Genomic DNA, 15,967 nt, shown 5'->3' on the forward strand with positions numbered 1-15,967 from the left:
CCTTTCTCTCCGCTCCCGCCGTGCAAGCAGCACAACGCGAAGCCACGTCGTCACCCGCGGGTCGGCGGGCATTCCCCAAACTTGCAGAAAACACTTCCGCAAAACGGGGCATGGCGCAAGTGCGTTCCGCGGTGATTCTCGCGCGGCCCGCTCCTACACGCACCCGCCCTGGCGAAGGCCTACGGTCCACCAGCACCGGTTTGGAAGAGTTGCCGCGTGCGAGCATCTTTCCGGAGGCCTGTTCAATGGATCTGCACAAGAAGACTGCCCTGGTCACAGGCGCCTCGCAGGGGATCGGCAAGGCCATCGCGCTGCGGCTTGCAGAATCGGGCGCCGACATCGTCCTCAACGTTCGCCGGGCTGACGAGCGCTCGGAAGCGCTGCGCGTCCAGATCGAAGCCCTGGGGCGCCGCTGTGCGGTGATGCCGTGCGACGTATCGCAGATCGAGCCCATGCGCGCGGCCTTTGCAGCGGCTGCCGACCAGGTCGGCGGCGTCGATGTCCTGGTCAACAACGCAGGCATCGAGAAGCGGGCGGACTTCCTCGACGTGACCGAAGCCGACTACGACCAGGTGATGAACGTGAACCTCAAGGGTGCGTTCTTCCTCGCGCAGATGTTTGCCGCACGGTGCAAGGCGGCCGGGCGCGGCGGCAGGATCATCAACATCAGCTCTGTTCACGAGGACCTGCCCTTTCCTCATTTCACCGCCTACTGCATCAGCAAGGGCGGCATGAGGATGATGACGCGCAACCTGGCCATCGAACTCGCGCCGCTCGGAATCACCGTCAACAACATCGCGCCGGGCGCCATCGAGACACCCATCAATGCGCGCGTGCTGAGCGACCCCGCCCTGCGCGATGCCTTGCTCGCGAACATTCCGCTCAAGCGCTTGGGCCGGCCCGGCGATGTCGCGGGCATGGCGGCTTTCCTGGCCTCCGCGGACGCCGACTACATCACGGGCACGACGATGGTGGTGGATGGCGGCCTGCTCTGGAACTATGCCGAGCAATGATGCCAAGGCGCTCGGCACGCAGGGTGGCGCGCATCGTTCGAAGAGGGCGGCCCAGGGGCCTGCGCCGGATATCCTCACCCCGGCGGACCGCTACCAGGAGCTCTTCACCGCGGTCCAGCAATCGGGCATCTTCTCCGACAGCAAGACCTTCGTGGACTGCGCGCCTCGGGGCGAGCCGGCAGCCATCCTCGAGGCCTATCGCGCCCGATGCCGGGAACCGGGCTTCGACCTGTCGGCCTTCGTGCATGCGAACTTCAGGCCCGTACTCCCAGCGCCCAGCGAGTACGTCTCGGTGCCGGGCCAGCCCATCGGCGACCACATCGAGAGCCTCTGGAAAGTCCTGACCCGACATCCCCGCGTGCATCCGCCGCATGCCTCGCTGCTGCAGCTGCCGCATCCCTACGTGGTCCCGGGCGGGCGCTTCGGCGAGCTCTACTACTGGGATTCGTACTTCACCATGCTGGGGCTGGCCTGCGGCGGCCACCAGGAGCAGCTGGGCGACATGGTCCAGAACTTCGCCTACCTGATCGACACCTACGGGCACATCCCGAACGGCACGCGCACGTACTACCTGAGCCGCTCGCAGCCACCGGTGTTTGCGCTGATGGTCGAGCTCGCGCAGCGGCACGGTGCCATCGAAGAGGCGGATTTCCTGCCGCAGCTGCGCCAGGAGCACGCCTACTGGATGGCCGGCAGCGACGGGCTGGCACCCGGCCAGGCGCGGCGCCGCGTCGTTCGCCTGCGCGACGGCAGGCTGCTCAATCGCTACTGGGACGACCGGGACACGCCGCGCGAGGAGTCATGGCTCGAGGACGTGTCCACCGTGCAGGCCTGCCGGCGCGAGCCCGCCGAGGTCTACCGCGATCTGCGAGCGGCCTGCGAATCGGGGTGGGACTTCAGCACGCGCTGGCTTCGGGAGACGCCACCGCGCGGCAATGGTCCGGTGCCGGTGCACGCGCGCGCCGCGACGGCACCCTCGCTCACCAGCATCTGCACCACCGACGTGCTGCCGGTCGACCTCAACGCCTTCCTCCACAAGCTGGAGGCAAAGATCGCCGAACTTGCGAAGCGCACCGGCGACACCGCGACTGCCCGGGAGTTTGCGGACCGCGCCGGTGAGCGCCGCAACGCGGTCATCGAACTTTGCTGGGAAGCCCGGCAAGCGGCCTTCTTCGACTACGACTGGCGCACCGAGGGGCGGCGGACCTGCCTGACAGCCGCGTGCGTCGTGCCTCTTTTCATCGGGCTTGCCGAGCCGGCGCATGCGCGAGCGCTGGCCGACACCGTGTCGGCACGGATGCTCGCGCCGGGCGGACTGTCGACCACCGAGTGCTGGAGCGACCAGCAGTGGGACCGGCCCAATGGCTGGGCGCCGCTCCAGTGGATGGGGATTCAGGGATTCGCCGCCTACGGATGCCAGTCGCTCTCGAGCACGATCGCCAACCGCTGGCTCGCCACCGTCGCGGCGGTGTACGAACGAGAGGGGAAGTTGGTCGAGAAATACGCGCTGCGGTCCGTGAAGCGCGAACACTCCGCGGGTGGGGGTGGCGGGGAGTATCCGCTGCAGGATGGGTTCGGGTGGACCAATGGGGTCACGAGCGCGCTGTTGAGGGAGCAGCCGAGGCATAGTGCGGGGCGTTGTGTTTCGCATGATCCGGTGCCGCGGCATTGGTGAGTGGGGCTGCAATTGGTTTGAGCACCTTCTGGCCGTAGTTTGGCCATCTTGTGAGTCACCGGCTGAGCGAGGAATCCCTTGAAGCATGGACCGTGTCAATCACCTCGACGCTTGCCCCATCAGTCGATACGCGCCATACAGAACCCGCTCCCGGGTCGTAGAGCACCACCGCATTGAACGTCGCAAAAACCACCCGGCCGCGATGCTCTTCGCCTCCAGTCTTCTTCACCGTGACGCAGGTCGCCGCCTTGGGCTTCTTGCTCTCGTCCGTTTGCTGCTGCGGCTGCACTTGCAGGCGTGTGTCGCGCGACCTCACAGGAACGCAAATTTCCGGGCCTATCACCCATTTGTCGATGTGCCCAGTGCCGGCCTCGAGGCCCGCAATAGGGAGGATGCTCAAGAAGCAGGCGAGCAGCGTAAGTCCGAAGAGGCTGACGACTGCCATCAGCGGGACGGCGAGGAATATGCACGTCAGCATGACGACCGGGAACGCGGCGATGCGGGCGAGGCTACCATGGGCTGCGATAAAAGCCCTTGATTGCGCGGTTCGGATCTTCAACCACTGCCAACGACCTGCGAGATGCTGCACACCGAACGCCGCGAGCCCGAGCGCAAACGCTGCTCCCGCCAGGATGAGCGCCAACCTGGTGACTGGCCAGGTCCTTTCCCAAAGACCGACATAGAGCTCCCATTCAGACAATCTGCCGAGATAGTTCAGCATGTGCAGCACTGCCCATCCGCCAAGCGTGAGCAGGTCAGATGTGGAACTGAAGATCACGGCATGCGGGATACCGAAGCGCACCTCGGCCGAGAGGGCCACGCCGTAGCCAAGCAGCGCAAGCACGACGACCGCGACTGAAGAGAGCGAGAGGAAGATTGTGAGAGCTTGCGCGCCTGAGAACCTGGAGGCGGGCGGGGTGGCGGTGTTTTGCATGCGATAGCGTCCGGAGGTGTTGGCGAAGGTACAGGGGCGCGAACACGATTCCGCGCGCTGTAGGTATCCCGTTCCGCGACGGCGAGGGCATTGCCCCTTAGGCGCACGACGCCCGGGAGCTCTGCGACGGTTCTCAGAAAGGCAATAAAAAAATCCGGAAGAGTCTTGACTCATCCGGATTTGTATCTGGTCGCCGCCAGGAACCAAAAACCGCGCAGAAACCCGCATGAATCCTGGATTGGCGACTTCAGCCCTGCCGAGATACCGACAAAAATACCGGCAAAATAGGAAATGTTGCGCTGCCGCAACCCCAGCCATACCAATATGACAGCATATCAACTCCGTGAGACGTGCAGCGCTGTGCACCCGCCTAGAGCAGAACAGCACAAGCAGGATCGCGAGACGTCCGTTTGATCCCCAGCGCTCTTCGGGGGGCTCATTACAGCGATCCAACTAATGTGTCAGGGACATGTCGATCGCCTACCAGCGCACCTGCAGTTGCAGGCCCCAGCTCACCGTTCTGGGGCTGGTGCGATGCGGCCCCGGCCACCTGCCCCCGCCCTCGCCAAGCGCGGCCACTGCCGCGGGTCCGGACGGGCTGATCGGTCGGATCGGCGCCAAGCTGACCTGGGTTTCGACGCCGAAGATTCGATCGGTCAGGCCATTGAGCGCGCCCAAGGGGTCGGTGAGGACCAGTGCGACCTTGTCCATGGCATCGGGCTCTCCCGGCTTCGCCTTGATCGACTCGCGGATGGGCGAGAAGACGTACTCCCCGAGCAGCCAGCCGGCCAGGGGCGTGATGACGAGATCCTGGTAGGAGACGGGCTCGAACAAGGCCTCAGCGCCGAATTCGTAGACCGCCGAGAGGAAGGCGGAGTAGCCCAGGGACTGCCAGCGGTCCAGGCCGCGCTCCCGGGCCCGAATGTAGTACGCAGCACCCCAGTAGGGATGAAGCACGTAGTTGACGAAATGATCGTCCCTGTCCCACGCCGGCTTCGTGACGTTGTCGCGCCACTTGCCGTAGCTCGCGCCGCTTCGGTCGAAACGCGTCTGCTCGGCCGGCAGCGCGTAGAGCACGGCCACCGTCGCAGCCTGGTAACCCACGAAGTACCAGGTGTCGCGCCGCAGGCCTTCCCAGTCCGCGCCTGCGATGATGGGGGGGTCCGGCGCGGCCGCGTGTTCGAGGATTTCTTCCGCGGGCTCGACAGGGGCGCAGGAAGCCGACCTCGCGAGCCATGGCGATAGCGCGAGAACGGCAAGAACGGCGAAAGCGAAGGGGCGCCGCGACATTCAGGATTCAGCGCCAGTATGGCTGTCGCGCGTCGAACTGGAAAGGCCGCCCGCTCAGTTCGCCCGTGCCCCGACCGGAAGATGCCTTCTAAGGCGCCTTAACCGGAGGCCCGGCTAGCGCCGTCACGCCGCCCTACGCCTGCTATCACTGGAACGGGCAGTTCTCGGAGTGCAGTCCGACACCGGTCTAGGGGGTCCTCGACGTCGACGGGCGGGAGGCTTATCCGGCCATGCCGAAGTTGCTCTCGCCGAACTGCGATTGCGTCGCGGCCTTCACCAGCTGAACCCTGTTGCGTGCCGAGAAGCGCCGACGCAATTGGCGCATGTGGTAGTCCACCGTGTGCGCCGACAGCTGAAGGCGGTAGGCGATCTCCTTGTCGCTGCGCCCCTGCAGCAGGTGTTCGAGGATGTACTGCTGCGTGGGCGAGAGCTGCGACAGGTCGATGCGTGCCGCCGCCGGCGCCGCCGGCAGGCGCGCATGGCGCGACAGGTACTCGTGCACGCTCAGGCTGAGCAGCAGCGCACGGCCCGTCACGCCACCATCGATCCAATCGCGTCCGGGTGCGTTGGACAGGAGGCTGATCAGCGTGTGCTCGTTGACGTGAGTGGGCGAAGGGAGGCGAAGGAACAGCCCGCTGCGGATGCCGCTCTCATGCAAGTCCTCGATGAACTGCCGGCACTGGGCCGGACGATCGGAGCGGTCGTACTGCGCCTCCAGCTGGTCGACATCCCAGGCCAGCGGCATGCTCGAGGCCGGTGCATCCTGGTGCCGCGTGTCGACCTCGTGGTGTTGGTGCGCGAAATAGCGCCGCATCCATCCTGCGTTGGCATAGCTGGTGAAGAAACTCAGCGGCCACAGGCGCCCGGCCATGAAAGTGACGGCGCCATAGCCCAGCCACTCGAAGCCGAGCTGGTGCAGCAGGCCGCGCACGAGGCGCGCGCGTGCCTCCACATCGCCCGCATCGACCAGCTCGCCGACGATGCCCGATGGCTCCGCGCGGCCCCTGGCCATGGACGGCATCGCCGACAGGTCCTCGTCCGCGTAGAGATGCGGCGGTGGTCCCTCGAGGTCGGGCCGCGGATCGCGCCCGGACTTTGCGAGATCCGCACCCGGATCGAGCGAGGAAGCGGCGGCGCGCTGCAGCAACGACGAAAGAATCATCGGTGGCACCTCGAGGTGCGTTTGGCGTGAATGGTTTTCATGGTGATCCAGCCCGCTGGGGCTTCCAGATATCGTGTCGAGACCGGAACTCTTCTCCTCGACGCAAATTACCAAACGCCCGTGACACCGCCTTGTAAATTCTTAGCTTTCGACGCTTAGCGAGGCGCCTTCCACGGGGTGCGGGCTGCCTCGAAAGCAGCTCGTCGATGGCGATCTGAATGCTTTCGTACGCACGCGACCGGCTGCGCGACGGGACGACTTTCAAGACGCGCTCTCGGTCACAGCCCTCCGGGGAGTGGCGGCATGCCAGCCTTCGTCGGCTTGCACGCGATGGCAGGCCACCCATCGGCCTGCCGTCACATTGCGCAACGCCGGCACTTCTTCCGCGCAGCACGGCAGGGCTTGCGGGCAGCGCGGATGGAAATGGCAGTCCCGGGGCGGGTTCATCGGGGACGGGATCTCTCCCCGGATCGCGACATAGGTCTTCCTGCGCGCCTCCAGCCGCGGCGCCTCTTCCAGCAGACCCTGCGTGTAAGGGTGCAACGGCTCATCGAACAGATCCTCTGCCGCGGCCATGTGCTCGAACTCCGTTACGGGTGGGGCAGAGGTCCAGATGCGGTTGAAGTCAGGCTGGTGGTCGAGCCGGCCCACGCCTTCCTTGGCCGCCTCCACGTTGCCGACGAGATCGACAAGGCGCGCGGCAGCGGCTTCGCCGCATGCTTCGCCAGCACCGACTGCAGCGCATGCAGCCCCACGTCCTGGTTCCCGTGCAGCAGGATCGAGACGAAGAGCGGCGGCTGCGCTTCACCCGGCGGGTGGATCAGCGTCGGCCCCGGCAGTACGCGATGCAGGTCGCGCGACGAGGTGGTGGCGAAGCCGGAAGGCAGATGATGGAGTTGCTGAAGCATCGCGTGGCCGCCTCAGTCCGGCCGGACTGCGACGCGAGCGTGAACTCGTCGACGCGCGGCACGAAAGCGATGCCCTTGCGCGCGGCCCAGGTCGCCACCTGGTTGTAGAGCGGGATGATCGCGTGGTCCTTCTTCAGCGCGAGCTCGGCGGCTTGCTGCAGCAGCTGCTCGCGCCTCTCGTCGTCGACCGTGTGCATGGCTTCGGTCAGGAGCAGCAGCGGCGACGGCGTCGCCGTCCTCAGCTGCACCGTCAGCCGATCGATGGCCTTCTTGCCTGTGACGCTGCGCGTGTAGGTCGCGAAGGAGCTCGGGCTGTTGGCGATGGTCGCGGGCCGGTCGAGCGAGAAGATCACGTCTTCCGCCGTCAGTGCACTTCCGTCGTGGAACTTCACGCCATCGCGCAGCTTGAACTCCCAGGTCGTGTCGTCGAGCGTGCGCCACGAGGCTGCCAAAGCGGGGATCAGCCGGGCTTGTTGCTCCATCCTCAAAAAAGATCAGTTCGCACGAGCCTCGGCGCCCGGCTCGCAGACCTGGGGCTTTGGACATCGCGGCTTCACAGATTCGTCCGGCGCTGGCATGCTCCGTGCACTCGAATCGGCGTGTCGGCTGCATCGCAATCGACGCCAGTGAAGTTATCAAGTGGCGGCTTTCCCGCCTTGTAAATTCTTAGTGCTCAACGCACTTGCCCTTCGATGGACCTCGTTGACTCCTGCTACTGGCGCGACGCTGAGCTCGCGGGCCTGCAATTCACTGCGAATCGCTTTCGCCAGGGCCAGGTCCGGCCGCACCGGCACTTCGGCTTCGCGCTCTCGGTTTCGGACACCGAGCTGCATCTGCGCACCAGCCGGGGCGTGACGGTCGTGCCGCCGGGCACGCTGGTGCGTATCGCACCGCAGGTGTGGCACTCGGTCGAGGCACGCACGACACCATGGCGCGAAGATGCGATGTACTGCAGCTTCGCGGTGGCGCGCTGCGTCAATGCACCGGACACGTCGCGCGAGCCGCTGCCGGTCGAAGGCGATGCGGAGATTGCGCTCTTTCCGCAGGCTTCGGCCGCGCGCGACTTCATCGAGTGCCATGCGCTGTTGCGCGAAGCGCTGCGCAGCGGGAGCGACGATGCCGCAGCGTCCGGCCGCCAGCTCGTGCGCGACCGGCTCGCGCAGTGGATCCCGCTTCACCCACCGCTGGCTGAAGAGGGCGCCGCACCGCTCGCGCTCGCCGACGCGGGCGACGATCGTGTGGATCGCCTCTACCGGATGATCGCCTCGGGTTTCCATCAGCGCATCACGCTGGACGGCCTGGCGGGCGAAATCGGCTGGCATCCGGTGCACCTGCAGCGCCGCTTCAGGATTGCGCTGGGCTTCACGCCGCACGAGCTGCTGGTGGGCCATCGCATCGAGTACGCGCGCGACCTGATCGCCGGCGGCGCGCGCGTGATCTACGCGGCGCACGCGGCCGGCTTCAGCGACCAGAGCCACCTGCACAAGACCTTCCTCAGCACCTACGCAGTGACGCCCGGCGAGTACCGCAGGCTCTCGGTGCACGATGCTCTGCAGCCGCCCTCGGCCAGGAACGGCATCGTCGACGCCGGCATTGGCTGCGCCGGAATCAGCCTTCGCCCTGCTGCCACTGGCTCGCGGCGTTCATGAGCTGCACGCGGTTGCGCACTGCGAAACGGCGACGCAGCTGCCGCATGTGATAGTCCACCGCGTGCGGCGACAGATGCATCAGGTAGGCGATCTCCTTGTCGCTGCGGCCCTGCCGCAGGTGCTCGAGGATGCACAGCTGAGTGGCCGACATGTCGCTGCGCGGCGCCAGCGACGGGGCCGAGACCCGCGCGTGGCGCGACAGGTAGTCGTGCACGCAGAGACCCAGCATCAGCGCCCGGCCGGCCACGCCTTCGGTGATCCAACGCCGATGGGCGACGCTGGACATCAGGCTGATCACCGTGTGCTCGCCGGGTTGCGTCGGCGAAGCTAGACGGAACATGAGGCCGCTGCGAATGCCGCATGCACCCAGGTCCTCGAGAAAGCGGCGATGCCTACCGCCCGGATCGGCGCCGGCGTGCGCGGGCGTCAGCTCGCCCGTCTCCCAGATCAGCGGCACGCTGGAACTCGGCAGCTCGCGCTGCCGCGTGTCCACCTCGTAGTGGCGCCGCGAAAAATAGCGATGCACCCAGTCCGGATGCGCGTAGCTGGTGAAGAAGCTCCGCGGCACCGCAGCGCCGGGCTGTGAGCTGATCGTTCCGTAGCCGAGCCATTCGAAACCTATGGCATGCAGCATGCCGCGCAGCAGGCTGCGCCTTTCGTGCGCGTCCGCTGCGCCCAGCAGATCGCCCACGGCGCGCGGAACGTGCCCCCGCAGCCGTGCCGGGCGTGGTGCCGACAGCTGCTCGTCGGAATACAGCAGCGGGCCGTCGTCCGGAGTCGGACGTTCGACGTGTCGCGAGGTGGACGCCGACACCATGGCGCGATTCGACAACAGGGGTGGAGCAATCATCGGGACAGGGCCTGCGCAGCGACGACGGAGACACCGTGATCGGCCAGATAGAGGCTCACCGGCGCGCCGTGGTTGAGCGGCTGCTTGACTTCGGGCGACACCACGAAGATGTCGCCCAGCGGGCTGCGGAAGGTGTACTCGACTATGCTGCCCACATAAGTCCTCTTGATGACGCGCGCCGCGAGCCCGGCGTTCGCGACCGGCCCGATCACCCAGGCTTCCGGCCGCACTGCGATCTTCACCGGGCCTGGCTGCACTTCCGGCGCCGCGACCACGGTCAGTCCACCGAGCGACACGCGCCGATCCTCGCCGCACACGCCGTCGAACAGCATCGCCTCGCCCATGAAGCCGGCGACGAACTCCGATTGCGGCGCCTCGTAGAGCTCGTGCGGCGTGCCCTGCTGCGCGATCACGCCCTGGTCCATGACGATGATGTGGTCGCTGACGGCGAGTGCCTCGCTCTGGTCGTGCGTGACGTAAGCCACCGTCAGCGCCAGGCGCTGCTGCAGTGCGCGGATCTCCTCGCGCATCGAGCGGCGCAGCCGCGCGTCGAGGTTGGACAGCGGTTCGTCGAAAAGCAGCACCGCAGGTTCCAGGGCCAGCGCGCGCGCCACCGCCACCCGCTGCTGCTGGCCGCCCGAGAGCTCGCTGGGCATGCGCTCGTCCAGTCCGCGTAAGCCGACGGTCTCGAGCATCTGCCGCGCCTTGTCCTGCGCGTCGCGCAGCGGCAGGCCGGACATGCGCAGGCCATAGCAGACGTTCTCGATCACGTTCATGTGCGGGAACAGCGCATAGCTCTGGAATACCAGGCTGACGTTGCGTTCGGCGGGGCCGAGCGCAGTGACGTCCTCGCCGTCGATCAGGATGCGCCCCGACGTGGGGCTCTCGAGGCCGGCGATCATGCGCAACGTGGTCGTCTTGCCGCAGCCCGAGGGCCCGAGGATTGTGGTCAGCGTTCCCCTGGGCACGCCGAAGCTGATGCTCTTCACCGCCAGCGGCGCGTCGGCGGCAGTGCCGTAGCGCTTGGAGACGTTCTGGAATTCGAAGCCGTACATGAGGATGTCCTTAGAGTGGTGCGGCCATCGGCGCGGCACGCTCGGCATTGAGGGGTTCGACCGCCTTCGACGAACGCCGCCGCCCCAGCTTGCGCTCGCCGATCAGCCACTGGATGCAGGCCGTGGCGAGCGCCATGAGCACGATCAAAGCCGTGCTGTAGGCTAGCGCCACGCCGTAGTCGCCCTGCCCCACGCGGCCGATGATGAAGGTCGTGGCCAGCTCGGTTTGTGCCGTCACGAGGAAGATCACGGCCGACACCGTGGTCATCGCGCGCACGAAGCTGTAGATCAGCGAGGCCGCGAGCGCCGGCTTGAGCAGCGGCAGCACGACCGACCACAGCGTGCGCGCGGTGGACGCGCGCAGCATCAGCGAGGCTTCGTCGAGCGATTTGTCCAGCTGCCGGAAGGCCGCCGATCCCGCACGCACGCCCACTGGCAGGTTTCGGAAGATGAAGCACATCACGATGACGAGCCCGGTGCCCGTCATCTCGAAGGGCGGCACGTTGAACGCCAGCACGTAGCTCACGCCGAGCACCGTGCCTGGGATCGCAAAGGCCATCAGCGCCGAGAACTCGAACATGCCCTGGCCGCGGAACTGCACGCGCGCCAGCAGCCAGGCGATCAGCAGGCCCAGGCCGGTCGTGATCGGCGCGGCCGTCGCCGCGAGCTGCACGGTCGTGAAGAGCGAATCCCATGCGAGGCCCGCCCACTGCACGGCGCCGTTCTCGAAGCCGATGGCGAAGGCGGTGCGGAAGTGGTCCAGCGTCGGCGTGTAGTTGCGGCCCCAGGTCTGGACGAAGCCGCCGCTGAAGGCGAACACGTAGACCACCAGCGTGAACAGCAGCCACGGCACCGCGACCGCCAGCGCTACGCGGCGCAGGCCATCGGGCAGGCGCATCGGAATGCCCGCATCGCCCTTGCCCGACACGGTGGTGAAGTTCCTGCGCCCCAGCAAGCCGCGCTGCAGCGCGAACACGCCGAGCGCAAACAGCGTGAGGATCCAAGCGAGCGCCGCGGCCCGCCCCTGGTCGAACTGCGCGCCGACGATAGCGAAGAAGATTTCGGTCGACAGCACCGAGAACTGCCCGCCTGCGACGATCGGGTTGCCGAAGTCGGCGATGCTCTCGATGAAACCGACAAGGAAGGCGTTGGCCAGGCCCGGCAGCATGAGCGGCAGGGTCACGTGCCTGAAGGTTTTCGAGACATCGGCGCGCAGCGACTGCGAGGCCTCCTCCAGCGAAGGGCTGATGCCCTGCACTACGCCGCGCACGATCAGGAAGGCGATCGGCGTGAAGGCGAAGAGCTGCGCCAGCCAGACGCCGAACCAGCCGTAGAACCAGCGCCCCGGCTCGATGCCGAAGGCCCACTCGAGGAACTGGTTGACCAGGCCCGCACGGCCGAACAGCAGCACCAGGCCCAGGCCGACGACGAAGGGCGGCGTGATGATCGGCAGCGGTGCCAGGAGGCGCAGCGCGCGGCGCACGCGCGAGTCGCTGCGATCCTCGATCAACGCGAGCAGCGTGCCGAGCACCGTCGTGCTCAAGCCGGTGAGCACCGCCAGCGAGAGCGTGTTCCAGGCCACGCCGCAGCTCTTGCTGGAGTGCAGGCAGCCGAGTCCCCAGATGCGCTCGCTGGCGATCCGCGACAACCAGGCCACGAGGCTGGGCCGCCCGGCCTCGTCGAGAAAGGCGCTGGCCAGCGAGCGCAGCACCGGAAAGGCGACGAACACCATCAAGAGGCCTGCGCTGCCGACCACCGCCGCGGCGACGAACAGGTCGCCCCTGAAGGCGCCGCAGCGCGCGATACCGAAGGCGCAGAGCATCATGAGCGCCGCCAGCACCAGCGTCGCGCCCCAGCCGAAGCCCGGCTGGCCGGTGCCGGTGGCCGGGTCGGGCAGCCCGATCAGGAAACCCTGCGCGAGCACGCCCGCCAAACCCAGTGCGCCGCCCCATGCCAGCAGCCGGCCTTGCGCACGCGCCGGCGCCATGCCGAGCACGGCGAGCCCGACGATGAGCGGCCAGGCGCCGAGCAGCAGCCAGGGCCGCCGGTGCAGCAGCACCTGGGCCAGCGCCGAGGAGCTGTCGTGCCCGGCCATCAGCTCGCCCAGGCCCTGCAGGCCGAAGATGCCGCTGGGCAGGCTGTACCAGGGCAGGAGTGCGAAGGCGGCAAGGCCGAGCGCCGACCAGAGCGCGATCGCGCGGTTGTTCTCGTTGAAGTTCATGGCGTTTTCAGCGCGCCAGCGAATTGACCTCGCGCTCCCAGCGCTCGATGAGCCGCTTGCGCTCGGCCGACCGGCCGTACTTCGCGTAGTCGTAGGAGACGAACTTGATCTTGCGGAAATCCGGGATGCGGCTGTCCAGCGGCGTGGTCTTGTTCGACGGCAGTTGGAACTGCTTGGCCGCGACGCCGAGCTGCTGCGCCGCCGGCGTGAGCGCCCATTCATAGAACTTCTTTGCGTTCTCGAGATTGCGCGCCCCCTTCACGATCGACATCGATCCGATCTCGGCGCCGGTGCCTTCGCAAGGCGTGTCGGTCGCGATCGGGAAGCCCTGCATCTGCTCGCCCGGCGCGTCGTGCACGAAGCTGATCGACACCGAGGTCTCGCCGCGCGCCGCCGCCTTGATCGGACCAGTGCCGGAGCGCGTGTACTGGCTGACGTTGGCGTGCAGTCCCTTCAGGTATTCGTAGGCCTTGTCCTCGCCCATCAGCTGCACGATGGTGGCGATCATCGTGTAGGCGGTGCCCGAGCTCGCCGGATTGGCCACCTGCACCTCGCCCTTCAGCGCAGGCGAGAGCAGATCCTTCCAGCACCTGGGCGCGGGGAGCTTCTTCTTCGCCAGGAGCTCGGTGTTGAAGGCAAAGCCCAGCGGTCCCGAGTACACGCCCACGGTGCGCCAGCCCGACTGCTCGGCCTGGGCCTGCGCCCACGGATGGAGCCGCGCGAGCGAGGGCGACCTGTAGGCCAGCGTGAGGTCCTGCTCGGCCGCCTGCAGGTGCGGGTCGCCGGTGCCGCCGAACCACACGTCGGTCTTGGGATTGGCGCGCTCGGCGATCAATTGCGCCAGCGCTTCGCCGCTGCCGCGCTTCAGCACGTTGACCTTGATGCCGGAGCTGCGCGTGAAGGTCGTGCTCATCAGCGAGCACCACTCGTCCTGCACGGAGCACACGACGTTGAGCTGGCCGGCGGACTGCGCCTGTGCCAAGGATGCGCCGGCGGCGAGCGCCAGCGCGGCGAGGGAACGGCGGGTCTTTTTCATCATCATCTCCTGTCGTTTTTCGAAATCTCTGTAGCAAGCACTGTCCCCGCGGCTGCATCGGCGCCGATCGTTCGGGAGTGCGAAGAAAATCCGGCAGCGCGCCGGCGCGTTGTTTCAGGGGCCCTGGCCCCAGGTCACCACCGCATCGACGCCGATCACGCGGCGGTCCTCGACGCGGTTGTAGAGCTCCATGGTCGAGCCCATCGCATCTGCGATCTGGCGGCAGATCGACAGGCCCAGACCCACGCCGCCCTTGGCGGCTGTGAAGGGCTGGAACAGCCGCGGCCGCAGCGCATCGTCCAGGCCCTGGCCCTCGTCCCACACCACGAGCTCGGTGGTGCGGGCATAGGCGCGCAGCAGGATGCCGAGCCGGCCGGCCGGCGGCGTGTGGTGGATCGCGTTGGCCAGCAGGTTGCGCAGCAGCTCGCCGAGCATCAGCGCGTCGGCGGGCGCCCACAGCGCCTCGCCTTCGAGCGCGAAATCGAGCCGCTTGGCAGCGATCAGCGGTGCCAGCTCCATCACCGCATCGCGTGCGACCGCGCGCAGCTCGACCGGCTTGAGCTCGCCCGCGCGCTTGATCTGCTCGAGCTTGGTGAGGCTCAGCAGCTGGTTGGCCATGCCGGTGGCGCGATCGACCGTGTGCAGCATCTGCGGCAGCACTTCGGAGGCCGGCACGTCGCCGGCGATGGCCGATTGCAGCTGCGTGCGCAGCACCGACATCGGCGTGCGCAGCTGGTGCGAGGCGTCGGCCAGAAAGCGGCGCTGCTGCCCCACCCATTCGCGCTGGCGGCGATGCAGTCCGTGCATGCGCTCGACCGCCGGCCGCAGCTCGGCCGGGCCGTCATAGACCGAGACGTCCACCTGCGGCGAATCGAGCGCCTGGCGCGCGCGTTCGAGCCAGCGCGAAGCGATCGCGACGCCGCTCCAGATCACCAGCGTCATTGCGGCGGCCGCGCCGTAGACCCAACCGAGCAAGCTTGTCGGCAGTTCCTGCCAGAGCGCGACGCGCTCGCGCAGCGGCTCGGCCACCTGCACGACCACGCCTTCGCCGGCTGCGGCACCAGGCACGTGGCGCAGCGCCGAGGCCGCACGCATCGGCGAGCGGCCGCGCTGCGTGATGTAGAGCCGCGGCAAGCCCGAGTCGGGCAGCCCGGTGCGCCACGGATAGGCCGCGAGCGCGCGATCGCCTGCCAGCCACTCACCGCCCATGGTGCTCACCCGGTAGAAGAGCGGCTCGGCGATCGGCGGCGCCGAAGCGAATTCCTCGCCCTGCGCTGCCGATTGAACGATCTGCGACAGCGCGACGGCCAAGCGCTCGTCCTGCGCCTGCGCGACCTGCAGGAAAGTCGCGGCGCCGTGCCACAGCGTGATCAGTGCCACGGTCAACCACAGGCCGCCCAGCAGCCAGGCCAGCAGGAAGTGACGCAGCGATGCCGCGCGGAGCAGGCGTTGAGGCCATATTTCCACCCTAGGCCCGTTGCGCAGCCGTGCTCGCGTCGTCGCACAGCAGGTAGCCGACACCGCGCAGCGTGAGGATCTCGACGCTGGCGCCGTGCAGTTTCTTGCGCAGCCGGTGCACGAGCACCTCGACCGCATCGACGTTCGCCGCATCGTCGGCGCCGAACACCGCATCGCGCAACGCGTCCTTGGGCACGACGTGATCGACGCGCGACATCAGGCTCTTCAGCAGCTCGGCCTCGCGCGGCGAGAGTTCCAGCGGGCTCTGGTCGCGGTAGAAGGCATTCGACGCCGCCTCATAGCGAAGCTGGCCGCAGCGCAGCTCGCCGTCGCGCCCGAGCCGGCGCGTGAGTGCACCGAGCCGCGCGATCAACTCGTCCAGGTCGAAGGGTTTGGCGAGGTAGTCGTCGGCACCGGCATTCAGGCCCGCGATGCGATCTCCGACCGCGCCGCGCGCCGTCAGCACCAGCACCGGCGTGAGGTTGCCGTCCCCGCGCAGGCGCTGCAGCAGTTCGAGCCCGTCCAGGCCGGGCAGCGAGAGATCGAGCACGATCACGTCGAAGCGCTTCTTGCGCGCCGCCGCCAGCGCCTCGACGCCATCGGCGCAGCACAGCAGCTCGAATCCGCGCGAGGACAGGCTGCGGGACAGCACCCCCGAAAGGTCGAAATCGTCTTCCACCAGCAGCAGCTTCATGCCCTGCATGGTGCCATCGCTT

Annotated in this window: 14 protein-coding genes and 1 pseudogene; 3 read left to right on the forward strand and 12 right to left on the reverse strand. The window is 67.5% G+C overall.

The window, feature by feature from the left end; translation table 11 throughout:
* The first annotated feature begins 245 nt into the window (after window positions 1-245).
* A complete protein-coding gene (locus tag ACMGEZ_RS15450; protein ID WP_436823150.1) occupies window positions 246-1,013 on the forward strand; it encodes an SDR family NAD(P)-dependent oxidoreductase in 768 nt (255 codons plus the stop codon).
* Window positions 1,000-2,688 carry an alpha,alpha-trehalase TreF gene (gene treF / locus ACMGEZ_RS15455; protein ID WP_436823151.1) on the forward strand — a complete coding sequence of 563 codons (1,689 nt, stop codon included), beginning with the start codon at window positions 1,000-1,002 and terminating at the stop codon, window positions 2,686-2,688. The genes ACMGEZ_RS15450 and treF overlap by 14 nt, the downstream gene beginning before the upstream one ends.
* 55 nt (window positions 2,689-2,743) lie before the next feature.
* On the opposite strand, the gene ACMGEZ_RS15460 is transcribed toward treF, so the two are convergent.
* From ACMGEZ_RS15460 to ACMGEZ_RS15485, 6 genes and pseudogenes are all read right to left on the reverse strand, one after another.
* Complete coding sequence (locus ACMGEZ_RS15460; RefSeq protein ID WP_436823152.1) at window positions 2,744-3,622, reverse strand: hypothetical protein; 879 nt, start codon at window positions 3,620-3,622, stop codon at window positions 2,744-2,746.
* A 480-nt stretch (window positions 3,623-4,102) separates the two neighbouring features.
* Window positions 4,103-4,912 (reverse strand): DUF3943 domain-containing protein, encoded by an 810-nt coding sequence (locus ACMGEZ_RS15465; protein WP_436823153.1) that lies wholly within the window; start codon window positions 4,910-4,912, stop codon window positions 4,103-4,105.
* 220 nt (window positions 4,913-5,132) lie between these two features.
* A complete protein-coding gene (locus ACMGEZ_RS15470; protein ID WP_436823154.1) occupies window positions 5,133-6,074 on the reverse strand; it encodes a helix-turn-helix transcriptional regulator in 942 nt (313 codons plus the stop codon).
* 261 nt (window positions 6,075-6,335) lie between these two features.
* Window positions 6,336-6,647: pseudogene (locus tag ACMGEZ_RS15475) on the reverse strand (oligopeptide/dipeptide ABC transporter ATP-binding protein); the annotation flags it as partial.
* A 17-nt stretch (window positions 6,648-6,664) separates the two neighbouring features.
* On the reverse strand, window positions 6,665-6,982 hold the full coding sequence (locus tag ACMGEZ_RS15480; protein ID WP_436823294.1) for a M14 family metallopeptidase: 318 nt from the start codon (window positions 6,980-6,982) through the stop codon (window positions 6,665-6,667).
* Window positions 6,895-7,464 carry an ABC transporter substrate-binding protein gene (locus ACMGEZ_RS15485; RefSeq protein WP_436823155.1) on the reverse strand — a complete coding sequence of 190 codons (570 nt, stop codon included), beginning with the start codon at window positions 7,462-7,464 and terminating at the stop codon, window positions 6,895-6,897. Before ACMGEZ_RS15485 ends, ACMGEZ_RS15480 begins: the two co-directional genes overlap by 88 nt.
* Before the next feature lie 210 nt (window positions 7,465-7,674).
* On the opposite strand from ACMGEZ_RS15485, the gene ACMGEZ_RS15490 reads away from it, so the two are divergent.
* Window positions 7,675-8,631: a helix-turn-helix domain-containing protein gene (locus ACMGEZ_RS15490; protein WP_436823156.1), complete on the forward strand. Its 957-nt coding sequence runs from the start codon at window positions 7,675-7,677 to the stop codon at window positions 8,629-8,631.
* Here the strand turns inward: ACMGEZ_RS15490 and ACMGEZ_RS15495 are convergent.
* The 6 genes from ACMGEZ_RS15495 to ACMGEZ_RS15520 form a co-directional block, all read right to left on the reverse strand.
* A complete protein-coding gene (locus tag ACMGEZ_RS15495) occupies window positions 8,591-9,481 on the reverse strand; it encodes a helix-turn-helix transcriptional regulator (RefSeq protein ID WP_436823157.1) in 891 nt (296 codons plus the stop codon). The two genes, ACMGEZ_RS15490 and ACMGEZ_RS15495, sit on opposite strands and share 41 nt — an antisense overlap.
* The gene (locus ACMGEZ_RS15500) at window positions 9,478-10,536 is read right to left on the reverse strand and encodes an ABC transporter ATP-binding protein (RefSeq protein WP_436823158.1); all 1,059 of its coding nucleotides are present in this window, start codon (window positions 10,534-10,536) and stop codon (window positions 9,478-9,480) included. Before ACMGEZ_RS15500 ends, ACMGEZ_RS15495 begins: the two co-directional genes overlap by 4 nt.
* 10 nt (window positions 10,537-10,546) lie before the next feature.
* Complete coding sequence (locus ACMGEZ_RS15505; protein ID WP_436823159.1) at window positions 10,547-12,757, reverse strand: ABC transporter permease; 2,211 nt, start codon at window positions 12,755-12,757, stop codon at window positions 10,547-10,549.
* A gap of 7 nt (window positions 12,758-12,764) precedes the next feature.
* On the reverse strand, window positions 12,765-13,793 hold the full coding sequence (locus tag ACMGEZ_RS15510; RefSeq protein WP_436823160.1) for an ABC transporter substrate-binding protein: 1,029 nt from the start codon (window positions 13,791-13,793) through the stop codon (window positions 12,765-12,767).
* Window positions 13,794-13,907: 114 nt separating this feature from the next.
* On the reverse strand, window positions 13,908-15,260 hold the full coding sequence (locus ACMGEZ_RS15515; protein ID WP_436823161.1) for a sensor histidine kinase: 1,353 nt from the start codon (window positions 15,258-15,260) through the stop codon (window positions 13,908-13,910).
* A 1-nt stretch (window position 15,261) separates the two neighbouring features.
* The gene (locus tag ACMGEZ_RS15520; protein WP_436823287.1) at window positions 15,262-15,945 is read right to left on the reverse strand and encodes a response regulator transcription factor; all 684 of its coding nucleotides are present in this window, start codon (window positions 15,943-15,945) and stop codon (window positions 15,262-15,264) included.
* Between the last annotated feature and the right edge of the window lie 22 nt (window positions 15,946-15,967).

Origin of the sequence: Variovorax stachyos (assembly GCF_051400855.1) — a bacterium.
GTDB lineage: Bacteria > Pseudomonadota > Gammaproteobacteria > Burkholderiales > Burkholderiaceae_C > Variovorax.

What these genes read in the sequence shown, in the direction of transcription:
- ACMGEZ_RS15520 (WP_436823287.1), bottom strand. Translation starts at nt 15,945, where the DNA reads ATGAAGCTGCTGCTGGTGGAAGACGATTTCGACCTTTCGGGGGTGCTG.
- ACMGEZ_RS15500 (WP_436823158.1), bottom strand. Translation starts at nt 10,536, where the DNA reads ATGTACGGCTTCGAATTCCAGAACGTCTCCAAGCGCTACGGCACTGCC.
- ACMGEZ_RS15460 (WP_436823152.1), bottom strand. Translation starts at nt 3,622, where the DNA reads ATGCAAAACACCGCCACCCCGCCCGCCTCCAGGTTCTCAGGCGCGCAA.
- ACMGEZ_RS15505 (WP_436823159.1), bottom strand. Translation starts at nt 12,757, where the DNA reads ATGAACTTCAACGAGAACAACCGCGCGATCGCGCTCTGGTCGGCGCTC.
- ACMGEZ_RS15510 (WP_436823160.1), bottom strand. Translation starts at nt 13,793, where the DNA reads ATGAAAAAGACCCGCCGTTCCCTCGCCGCGCTGGCGCTCGCCGCCGGC.
- treF (WP_436823151.1), top strand. Translation starts at nt 1,000, where the DNA reads ATGCCGAGCAATGATGCCAAGGCGCTCGGCACGCAGGGTGGCGCGCAT.
- ACMGEZ_RS15450 (WP_436823150.1), top strand. Translation starts at nt 246, where the DNA reads ATGGATCTGCACAAGAAGACTGCCCTGGTCACAGGCGCCTCGCAGGGG.
- ACMGEZ_RS15485 (WP_436823155.1), bottom strand. Translation starts at nt 7,464, where the DNA reads ATGGAGCAACAAGCCCGGCTGATCCCCGCTTTGGCAGCCTCGTGGCGC.
- ACMGEZ_RS15480 (WP_436823294.1), bottom strand. Translation starts at nt 6,982, where the DNA reads ATGCTTCAGCAACTCCATCATCTGCCTTCCGGCTTCGCCACCACCTCG.
- ACMGEZ_RS15495 (WP_436823157.1), bottom strand. Translation starts at nt 9,481, where the DNA reads ATGATTGCTCCACCCCTGTTGTCGAATCGCGCCATGGTGTCGGCGTCC.
- ACMGEZ_RS15465 (WP_436823153.1), bottom strand. Translation starts at nt 4,912, where the DNA reads ATGTCGCGGCGCCCCTTCGCTTTCGCCGTTCTTGCCGTTCTCGCGCTA.
- ACMGEZ_RS15470 (WP_436823154.1), bottom strand. Translation starts at nt 6,074, where the DNA reads ATGATTCTTTCGTCGTTGCTGCAGCGCGCCGCCGCTTCCTCGCTCGAT.
- ACMGEZ_RS15490 (WP_436823156.1), top strand. Translation starts at nt 7,675, where the DNA reads ATGGACCTCGTTGACTCCTGCTACTGGCGCGACGCTGAGCTCGCGGGC.